This window comes from Pseudaeromonas sp. HNCC25DJ182, assembly GCF_055413365.1.
Genome location: NZ_JBVAYG010000004.1, coordinates 203,535 through 212,830, shown reverse-complemented (window position 1 = coordinate 212,830; position 9,296 = coordinate 203,535). Strand labels below are relative to the sequence as shown.

Genomic DNA, 9,296 nt, shown 5'->3' with positions numbered 1-9,296 from the left:
CGCCAATGGCGGCTTTTTTGCTGGTTTTTCCTGACATCGAGGGCATACGTGTGTCGCCATCGCGCTTCCCGTCAAACCCGAAGCGCGCCTATTCCGCTGTGCTCTCCGGTTCGGGCCATTGTCGAGCGCACTGGATCGCGGCCTGCCAGCCCTGATACAACGCCTGGCGTTGCTGCGCACTCAACTGCGGGTTGAATTCCTTGTCCACACCAAATTTCTTCGCCAGTTCATCGGTACTGGCCCAGAATCCGACGGCCAATCCAGCTAGAAAGGCGGCTCCGAGGGCCGAGCTTTCAATCTGTCGAGGCCTAATCACCGGGGTGCCCATGATGTCTGCCTGAAATTGCAACAGGAAATCGTTGGCGACGGCACCACCATCGACCCGCAGATGATGGAGTGTGATGCCGGCATCCTGTTGCATGGCATCGAGAACATCTCGGCTTTGATAGGCAATCGCTTCCAGCGCGGCGCGGATCAGATGGTTGCGGTTGGTTCCCCGCGTCAGACCGACCAGCATCCCTCGGGCGTGCGGCGCCCAGTAGGGGGCACCCAGACCGACAAAGGCTGGGACTAGATAGACGCCGCCGGTATCTTCGACTTTACTGGCGAAATAGCCGCTGTCCCGTGCATCATCGATCAACCTGAGCTCATCCCGCAGCCATTGAATGGTGGCTCCCCCCATGAAGATGGCGCCCTCCAGGGCGTAGTGAATCGAGCCTTGTGGACCGATAGCCAAGGTCGTCAGTAGACCATGCCGGGAGTGAATGGGAGTGGTGCCGGTATTCATCAACAAGAAACAACCGGTGCCATAGGTGTTCTTGGCAATCCCGGGCTCAAAACCCAACTGACCAAATAGCGCGGCCTGTTGATCACCGGCCATACCCGCAATGGGAATATCGGCACCGCCGCCGCGACGGGTATGCCCGAAGATCCCGGAGGAGGGGCGGACTTCAGGCAACATGGCCGCCGGTATGCCAAAGAGTTGCAACAACTGCGGATCCCAGCGCTGGGTGTGAATGTTAAACAGCAGGGTTCGGCTGGCGTTGGTCGGATCGGTGGCATGCACCTCACCCTGGGTCATTTTCCACAGCAGCCAGCAATCAACCGTGCCGCAGAGCAGTTGCCCTTGCTCTGCACGGGTCTGGGCCCCCGGGATCTGGTCGAGGATCCAGCGCAACTTGCTGGCGGAAAAATAGGGGTCCAGACGAAGGCCGGTACGTTCACGAACCATGGGCTCATGTCCTTGAGCCTTGAGCGCATCGCACAGGGCTGTGGTGCGGCGACATTGCCAGACAATCGCGTTATAGACAGGTTTGCCCGTCTCTTTATCCCAGACCACCACGGTTTCCCGCTGGTTACTAATACCGATGGCGGCAATCTGCTGATTATGGATATTGGCCTTGGCCAGGACCTCGGTCAGGACGGAGGATTGGCTGGCCCAGATCTCCATGGGGTCTTGCTCGACCCAACCTGGTTGCGGGTAGTACTGGGTCAGCTCCCGCTGGGCGCTGGCGATGACCTGAATATCGTGATTAAACAGCATGGCGCGGGAGGATGTGGTGCCTTGATCCAGCGCGATGACATAGCGAGTCTCATCCATCTGCAACTCCTGCCGTAGCCAGGGTAATGGCGTTCAGATCTGTCTGTTGATGAGTATTGATGGCGAGGGCGAAGCTGCAAAGCGTAGGGCGGAGTTTATGCCTCGGCGTGAGAGCTGTATCTGGAATTTATCCGGCTCTATCCGGAGAAGCAGAAAGGATGGGCGTATTAGGCGAGTGGACCAAAGAGTTGCAGTTGGGTCAGATACAGGCGCAAGTCGAACTCTAATTGGTGGTAGTCGGCCGTCATATGTTCACACAGCTGATAGAAGGCCTTGTTGTGCTCCTTCTCGCGCAGATGAGCCAATTCGTGGACCACGATCATCTTTAAAAATGGCGCCGGTGCTTCCTTGAAAAGCGCGGCGATCTGGATTTCGGCCTTGGCTTTGAGCTTGCCACCCTGAACGCGGGAGATGGCGGTGTGTAGACCCAGGGCATGTTGGATCACATTGATCTTGCTATCAAATGCAACTTTAGAGATCGGCGCTGAGCTGCGCAGATATTGATTTTTCAACTCCATAGTGTACTGATACAACGCCTTGTCGCTCTTGATGAGGTGGGTTTGCCCCCCATAGCGCTGGGTGAGCCAGTCCGTGAGTTTGCCTGCCGAGATCAATGCTTGGACCTGGGCTTGGATCGATGCCGGGTATCCTGCCAGAAACTTCAATTCACTCATCAGGCTCCCCTTGTGCTCTTGCCTATTGCTGGCGCTGAATTATAGGGGTCTGCTGGCGCGAGGCAAGCAGAGGCTGATATCGGATCTGGGGCAGGACGCCGTGTTTAGATGCTGTATTGCGTATCAAAAGGTAACACTGCGCAAAGCTGTGGTAACGATGACATGCTTACCGTGCCATTTTTGCTATGGTGGTAGATGACAGCGGCGTGATGGTCTGGCGCCCTGGTTGTATCCAGCAAAAAACTCAGTAAAGTAAGGGACATTCCGGCTCAAGGTGCTGTTTCCTAACGTAGTATTGAAAAGCTTTCCAATCGCCAGGGTGTGCCGTGTTCGCCGCATCCACAATCGTTCATGGGGTTACTATGGAACAAGTAAGCAAATCAACTTTTACCGATGTACTGGAATATGTGCGTATGTCTCGTCGCAAAAACAAGCTGAAGCGCGAAATCGTCGATAACGAGAAGAAGATCCGTGACAACCAGAAGCGGGTGCTGTTGCTGGAAAACCTTTCTGATTACATCAAGCCGGGCATGAGTGTTGAAGAGATCCAGGCCATCATCGCCAGCATGAAGAGCGATTATGAAGATCGGGTCGATGAATATGTCATCATCAATGCCGAGCTCTCCAAAGAGCGCCGCGAACTGAGCCAGAAGCTGGTTGAGCTGGGAAAAGAGAAAACCCAAGCCTGATGTGTTAATTCTGCCGGATGAGAACAAGCCCGAAGCAAAGCTTCGGGCTTTTTTATCCAAGCCTGGCGGGACTTACAGTTGCTGCAGATAACGAGCCAGCGCCTTCAGGATCGCCATTTTGCGGGCATCCTGGGCATGCTGCTCCAACAGTAACTCCAGTTTGAAGACATACTGATCGGCATGTTGATTCAGATAATCCGCACAATGGCGTTGCCACACCGCCAATTCGCTGGCCGATAGGCTCAACGGGTAATTCCTGGCGCGATAGCGGAACAACATCTGCTGCAAGCGGGCATCATTGAAAACGAAGGTACGTTCCGCCAGTTGCTCGGGCGGGGTGGTGCGTACCAGCTCCATGGTGGCTTTATCCCCATCCTGAAAGAAACCGGCATACAGCTGCAATTCTGCTTCTTGCTGTACCGGATCCTCATGTTCCGGTGAGGGAGCGAACACCTCGATGAGTTTTTCCCGGATCTCGGGATGCTGGCGCAGCAGGTTCAGGCTTTTGCGACATTGTTGCCGATCCAGGCCCAGCTCATCGGCCCTTTGCTCACTCAAGGTGGCCGCAGGGGCCAGAACCGGGCACTTGTTGATATGCACCAGCTTGATTCCGATGGGAAGTTCATCACCCAGCTCATCGCGCTTGGTATACAGACGTTCGCGAATTTGCTCTGCGCTGAGCGTGATCAGCGGGCTGACATCCTTGTTCAGATCCACCACGATCACCGCATTGGCATTGGTCGGGTGCCATGCCACCGGCGAGACCCAGCTGACACAGCCTTGCCAGGGCGAAAACATGCCCGAGACATGGACCAGTGGCTTCATGCCGATCACATCGATCAGGGTTTTGACCTTGTTTTTCTGGCGCATGCTGAACAAGTAGTTGAATAGTTTCGGCTGCTTGGTGCGCAGTAGCCTCGCGATCTGGATGGTGGCATCGACGTCGGAGAGGGCATCATGAGCTTGTTCATGGCCAATGCCGTTGGCTTTGGTCAGCAGTTCGAGGCGAAAACTCGGTTTGCCCTCCTCGTCAAACACCCAGTTGATCCCCTCCGGACGCAGTGCATAACAGGCGCGCACCACATCCAGCAGATCCCAGCGTGAATTACCATGCTGCCAGCTGTAGGCATAGGGATCAAAATAGTTCCGATACAGGCCATAGCGGGTAAATTCATCGTCAAAACGAATGTTGTTATAACCCAAAATACAGGTCTCGGGCTGGCTGAACTCGGCGTGGATCCGCGCCATAAACTCTGCTTCCGGCAGCCCACTCTGATTGACGACTTGCGGAGTGATCCCGGTGATCAGGCAACTTTCCGGATCGGGCAGGTAATCCACGGGCATCTGGCAGTAGATCATCAGTGGCTCGCCAATCGGATTGAGCTCGGCATCCGTCCGGATGCCAGCAAACTGTGCCGGGCGATCCCGTCCCGGGTGGATGCCGAAGGTTTCGTAATCGTGGAAGTAGAATGTGGGCTGTGGGCTGTTATTCACGGCGGTTGCTCGTCTACAGGTTAAGGGTTTCTGCTCTGAGTTCATGGTGCGCGTTTGGGGTCAGAAACCGACAGACATTGGGCGTTGATTCTAACACGACCGACTGGCTCTGCCGATCCTGAGCGCGGAGCACTGCATCATCGACCGACAATAGAACTGGATGAGAGTCTGGATCACGGACAAAAAAAGAAGAGGCCGCGGCCTCTTCATACATTCAACACGATGAAAGGAGCGGGCAGGTTAGCCCATGAAACTGGTCTGGGAGGTTGAATGCCAACCGTGGTACTCACTGATCGCCAGAGAAACCATCTCCTCTTCGCGGAGGCCGAATGGCAGCTTATTGTCGATACACAGGGTCTTGGTTTCCTGGTAGGGAGAACCACAATTGTCCAGCACGTCGAACACTTGGTCTTTCAGGCGTGGGTAGTCAATTCGTTGCATTGGTTATCCCTCTTTTGGTTGAGTCGTATCTTTATTGTACAAATTGGCGTCACTGTCAAAATCACAAGCCTGCGGGGGCCCACTTTTGCGACCTGGATCGAGTAACTTGTCAATAAGCGATCAGGGTATCGGGATCTGTCAGATCAGCCTGTACTGATCATGGCCGATCAGTATGACAACTTGACGACTCAGGCGGTCGGACGGTGTTGCAGCCACTGCTCGATCCCTAACGCGGCGCGCAAGCCGGTGGAGAAGCATGCGGTTAGCAAATAACCTCCGGTCGGTGCTTCCCAATCCAGCATTTCACCGGCGCAGAAGACGCCAGGCTCATTCGCCAACATCAGCTGGTCGGTCAAGTGATTGAGTTCTACGCCGCCGGCACTGCTGATGGCCTCATCAATCGGCCGCGTGGCACGGACATGAATAGGCAACGCCTTGATGTGGGCCGCCAGCAATGTGGGATCGGCAAACACCTCGGCACTGGTACATTCACGCAATAACCCAGCCTTTGCACCTTCAAGGCTCAAGCGGCTTCGTAGGTGATTAGCCATTGATTTGGAGCCTCGCGGCTGGCGCAGCTCCTGCTCAACCCGCGCCAAGGAACGCCCCGGTAGCAGATCCAGATAGAAACAGGCGCTGCCGTTTTGCTCCAGCTCGTGACGCAAGGCGGGAGTAAAGGGGTAGAGCAGGCTGCCTTCCATGCCATGCTGGGTGATCACACATTCGCCTTGACGCGTGATCAGCTCTCCGGCCGCATTGGTATGACTTAACACTATGCTCTTGAGCGGTGCGCCAGCAAATTTGTCACGGAAATGCTCGCTCCAGGCCATTTCGAAGCCGCAATTACTCGGTTTCAAGGGCATCACCGCAATGCCATGTGCGCTAAAAGGGGCAACCCAGGCACCGGTTGATCCCAGGCGTGGCCAGCTGGCCCCGCCCAAGGCAAATAACACAGCCCGCGCCTGATAGTTCTGAATACCCTCTGGGGTGATAAAACTCAGCCGATCTTTGTCTAGAGCTCCCTGCCATTGATGGCGAACGTGAAACCTGACCCCTTGCTCACGCAGGCGTTGCAGCCAGGCTCGCAGCAGGGGAGCCGCTTTCATATCGGTCGGGAAGACTCGGCCCGAGGAGCCAACAAAGGTTTCAAAGCCGAGTCCCACTGCCCACTGCCGTAACTGTTCGGCACCAAAATCGGCCAGTAAAGGCCGGATCCAGCTTGCGGCATCGCCGTAGCGTTGCACAAACTCGGCAAAAGGCTCGGCGTGGGTCAGGTTCATGCCACCCTTTCCTGCCTGCAGGAACTTTCGCCCCACCGACGGCATGGCATCGAACAGATCGACGCTGTATCCCCGGGCGCTGAGGTGATCGGCGGCCATCAAGCCGGCGGGACCACCACCAATGATGGCGATCTCGAGTGGAATAGGGGCAGATGCTGCGGACATAAAAACCTTGCTGATTGACGAGAATGGCTTGAATTAGCCGGGCGCAGTGTATCGGCTGCGTCGCTATGGCTCAAGCCTCGCCAGTCTGTGCCGCCGAGTTGAGCCGTCTGAATAACCATTTCACCCCCTCGATCGCCAGGTAGTAAGCGCATGCCGCCAAGAAAATAGAGATCCAGAGTGTCCAGGATAGTGGGGTTGTGCCGAATAATTGATTCATGAGCGGGACATAGGTTTGCACGCCTTGCAGCAGTAGCAGGGTGCCAATGGCCCACCACACGAGATGATTGCCGGACCAGGCCCGCCAGTGGAAAGTATGGGCTTCTAATTGGCGGCAATTGATCAGGAAGAGCATTTCCGCCGCGATCAGTGTATTGATCGCCACTGTGCGACTGGTGGCGAGGGCCACGCCTTGCAGCACAGTCCAGTGGTAGATCCCCAGCGTCAGCACACTCATCAGGAGCGCGCTGATAATGATCAGTAACCAGAGCTGTGGAGATAGTAGCGCCTCATCTGCGCGGCGAGGCGGTCGTAACATCAGGGCCCGATAGGGTTTTTCAAATGCCAGGGGTAACGAGAGGGTGATAGCGCTGACCATATTGACCCAGAGGATCTGCACCGGGGTGATGGGTAAGGCAATCCCCAGCAGGATGGCCGACAGCAACACCAACGCTTGGGCGCCATTGGTTGGTAGCAGAAAGACTAGGGCTTTGCGCAGATTCTCATAGATGGTGCGGCCCTCACTCACGGCATCACGCAGAGTGGCGAAATTATCATCGGCCAGCACCATGCTGGCGGCTTCTTTCGCCGCTTCCGTACCATGTAACCCCATGGCCACGCCAATATCCGCACGTTTGAGCGCCGGTGCATCATTGACCCCGTCCCCCGTCATGGCGGTTACATGGCCTGCCGCTTGCAGAGCCTTGATCAGACGTAGTTTATGGCTTGGTGTTGCTCGAGCAATGATGTGAGCCTGATTGAGTCGCTGCGCTAACTCGGGTTCGGAGAGTTGATCCAGCTCGGAGCCGGTGATGACGATCGGGTCTTTCGCTAATCCCAGCTGCTGGCCGATGGCGCGGGCTGTGACGGCGTGATCGCCAGTGATCATCAGGATGCGGATCCCGGCATGCTGACATTCGGCGACCGCATCTCGAGCCTCTGCCCGGGCCGGATCGGCCATGCCGACTAGTCCTAACAAGGTCCAGCCTTGGTTGGGGAGCTGGGTGCTGGCAAGGTGGCCTGCGACAGGCGTGCTGGGGGTGAAGTTTGGATAGGAGGCAAAAGCCAGTATGCGCAGGCCTTGGGCGGCCATGCTTTCGGCGCGTTGTTGCCAACCGTGGGGCTGGATCGAGTCCGTTTCGGTTGGCTCACACAGTGGAAGGATCCGCTCCGGTGCTCCCTTGATGAACAGGTGCTGGCCATTGTGTTGCTGGTTGAGGGTCGCCATATAGCCGATCGTCGATTCAAACGGCAATTCGGCTAGGCGTGGACTGGCAGCCCGTAACTGCTGCTCATCGACTCCGGCTTTGGCTGCCAGCACCAACAGGGCTCCCTCGGTCGGATCGCCGTGGAGCTGATGCTGGTGCTTGGCGTCCTGGGCTTGGGTTTCTAAACGGGCATCGTTACATAATATGGCCGCTTCGAGTAGCGACCCAAGAGCGTCTGGGGCATCTCCCTTGAACGGTGACGCTAAGTACCGAGGCTGAGAGGCGATGAGTCCTGGGGGCGTGGTATTGGATAAGAGGTGTGCGCTATTGAGTTCACCTTGTGGCGAGTAGCCAACCCCGGTCACTGTGATCTGTTCAGCGGGTAACGCCACTTGCTGCACCGTCATCTCGTTCCGGGTCAGAGTGCCGGTTTTATCGCTACAGATGATGGTGACAGCCCCGAGGGTTTCCACCGCCGGGAGCCTGCGGACGATGGCATTCCTGCTAGCCATCCGTTGCACTCCGATGGCCAGCGTGATGGTGATGACGGCCGGGAGTCCTTCTGGAATGGCGGCAACCGCCAATCCGACCGCGGCCATGAAGAGTTGATCCAGTGGGTAGTGGCGCCACAGCCAGCCAAATGCAAAGGTGGCAACGGCCAGGATCAGGATCCAGCTGGTGAGTTGGCGCGCTAGCCTCTCCAGTTGCTGCAGTAATGGTGTCATCATGGGTTCAACGTGCTGCAGCATTTGGCCGATCTGTCCCAATTCGGTGTGATCGGCGGTAGCGACCACCACCGCTTTGGCGCGGCCTTGGGTGATCAGGGTTCCGGCATACAGCATGTTGGTGCGCTCGGCCAACGGAGTTTCTGCTGGTAGCGGTTGAACTTGTTTACTGATGCTCTGCGATTCGCCAGTGAGTGCACTCTCCTGAACCAATAGGTTGATGACTTCCATCAGCCGCAGATCGGCTGGAACCTTATCTCCGGACTCCAGCAAGACAATATCCCCGGTAACCAGTTGCTCGGCATCCAGCTGATGGTGTTGCCCCTCCCGTAGCGTCATGCAACGAATTTTTAATAACTGGCGGATAGCCGCCAGAGCGTGTTCGGCTTTTCCTTCCTGGATCAGACCGACGATAGCATTGATGATCACGACAGCCAGGATCACCAGACCATCGGTCCAGTGTCCAGACAGCCAGCTCAAGAGGGCAGCGAGTAACAGAACATAGATCAACAGATTATGGAATTGACGGGCAAAGCGTTGCCACCAGTGAACTCCTGGTGCCGGTGTCAACCGGTTGGGACCCTGGGTGGCCAAACGCGACTGCGCTTCGGCGTGGCTCAACCCTGCGGGATGGCTCTTTAGCGTCGACAAAATAGCGTCGTAGTCTTGTGCGTGCCATGGCTGCGGGATCGGCTCCATGAGTGAGCTCCTTATGGGGATTAGATCTGATGATGTGTTGTTTGGGATCCTGTTCGGCCATCACTCAGAGGATAAATCCACAGGAGCAGTAACTATGTTGTTGCT

At 56.4% G+C, this 9,296-nt stretch carries 7 protein-coding genes; 1 reads left to right on the top strand and 6 read right to left on the bottom strand.

What is annotated here, in order from left to right:
• Positions 1 to 88 precede the first annotated feature (88 nt).
• Both glpK and ACZYUB_RS05490 read right to left on the bottom strand, forming a co-directional pair.
• Positions 89 to 1,600, bottom strand: coding sequence for a glycerol kinase GlpK (gene glpK / locus ACZYUB_RS05495; RefSeq protein ID WP_463946190.1), 1,512 nt, complete (start codon positions 1,598 to 1,600; stop codon positions 89 to 91).
• Positions 1,601 to 1,767: 167 nt separating this feature from the next.
• A complete protein-coding gene (locus ACZYUB_RS05490) occupies positions 1,768 to 2,274 on the bottom strand; it encodes a YgjP-like metallopeptidase domain-containing protein (protein ID WP_463946188.1) in 507 nt (168 codons plus the stop codon).
• A 362-nt stretch (positions 2,275 to 2,636) separates the two neighbouring features.
• Between ACZYUB_RS05490 and tmaR the strand changes: the two genes are divergently transcribed.
• Positions 2,637 to 2,963, top strand: coding sequence for a PTS system regulator TmaR (gene tmaR, locus ACZYUB_RS05485; RefSeq protein ID WP_463946187.1), 327 nt, complete (start codon positions 2,637 to 2,639; stop codon positions 2,961 to 2,963).
• 72 nt (positions 2,964 to 3,035) lie between these two features.
• Here tmaR and sbcB read toward each other — a convergent pair whose 3' ends face one another.
• The 4 genes from sbcB to ACZYUB_RS05465 all read right to left on the bottom strand — a co-directional run bounded on the left by sbcB (position 3,036) and on the right by ACZYUB_RS05465 (position 9,191).
• Positions 3,036 to 4,502 carry an exodeoxyribonuclease I gene (gene sbcB, locus ACZYUB_RS05480; RefSeq protein ID WP_463946185.1) on the bottom strand — a complete coding sequence of 489 codons (1,467 nt, stop codon included), beginning with the start codon at positions 4,500 to 4,502 and terminating at the stop codon, positions 3,036 to 3,038.
• 195 nt (positions 4,503 to 4,697) lie between these two features.
• A complete protein-coding gene (locus tag ACZYUB_RS05475; RefSeq protein ID WP_460884875.1) occupies positions 4,698 to 4,898 on the bottom strand; it encodes a hypothetical protein in 201 nt (66 codons plus the stop codon).
• 188 nt (positions 4,899 to 5,086) lie between these two features.
• The gene (locus ACZYUB_RS05470; RefSeq protein ID WP_463946184.1) at positions 5,087 to 6,343 is read right to left on the bottom strand and encodes a TIGR03862 family flavoprotein; all 1,257 of its coding nucleotides are present in this window, start codon (positions 6,341 to 6,343) and stop codon (positions 5,087 to 5,089) included.
• Positions 6,344 to 6,413: 70 nt separating this feature from the next.
• Complete coding sequence (locus tag ACZYUB_RS05465) at positions 6,414 to 9,191, bottom strand: cation-translocating P-type ATPase (RefSeq protein WP_463946182.1); 2,778 nt, start codon at positions 9,189 to 9,191, stop codon at positions 6,414 to 6,416.
• Between the last annotated feature and the right edge of the window lie 105 nt (positions 9,192 to 9,296).

What these genes read in the sequence shown, in the direction of transcription:
- glpK (WP_463946190.1), bottom strand. Translation starts at nt 1,600, where the DNA reads ATGGATGAGACTCGCTATGTCATCGCGCTGGATCAAGGCACCACATCC.
- ACZYUB_RS05490 (WP_463946188.1), bottom strand. Translation starts at nt 2,274, where the DNA reads ATGAGTGAATTGAAGTTTCTGGCAGGATACCCGGCATCGATCCAAGCC.
- tmaR (WP_463946187.1), top strand. Translation starts at nt 2,637, where the DNA reads ATGGAACAAGTAAGCAAATCAACTTTTACCGATGTACTGGAATATGTG.
- sbcB (WP_463946185.1), bottom strand. Translation starts at nt 4,502, where the DNA reads ATGAACTCAGAGCAGAAACCCTTAACCTGTAGACGAGCAACCGCCGTG.
- ACZYUB_RS05475 (WP_460884875.1), bottom strand. Translation starts at nt 4,898, where the DNA reads ATGCAACGAATTGACTACCCACGCCTGAAAGACCAAGTGTTCGACGTG.
- ACZYUB_RS05470 (WP_463946184.1), bottom strand. Translation starts at nt 6,343, where the DNA reads ATGTCCGCAGCATCTGCCCCTATTCCACTCGAGATCGCCATCATTGGT.
- ACZYUB_RS05465 (WP_463946182.1), bottom strand. Translation starts at nt 9,191, where the DNA reads ATGGAGCCGATCCCGCAGCCATGGCACGCACAAGACTACGACGCTATT.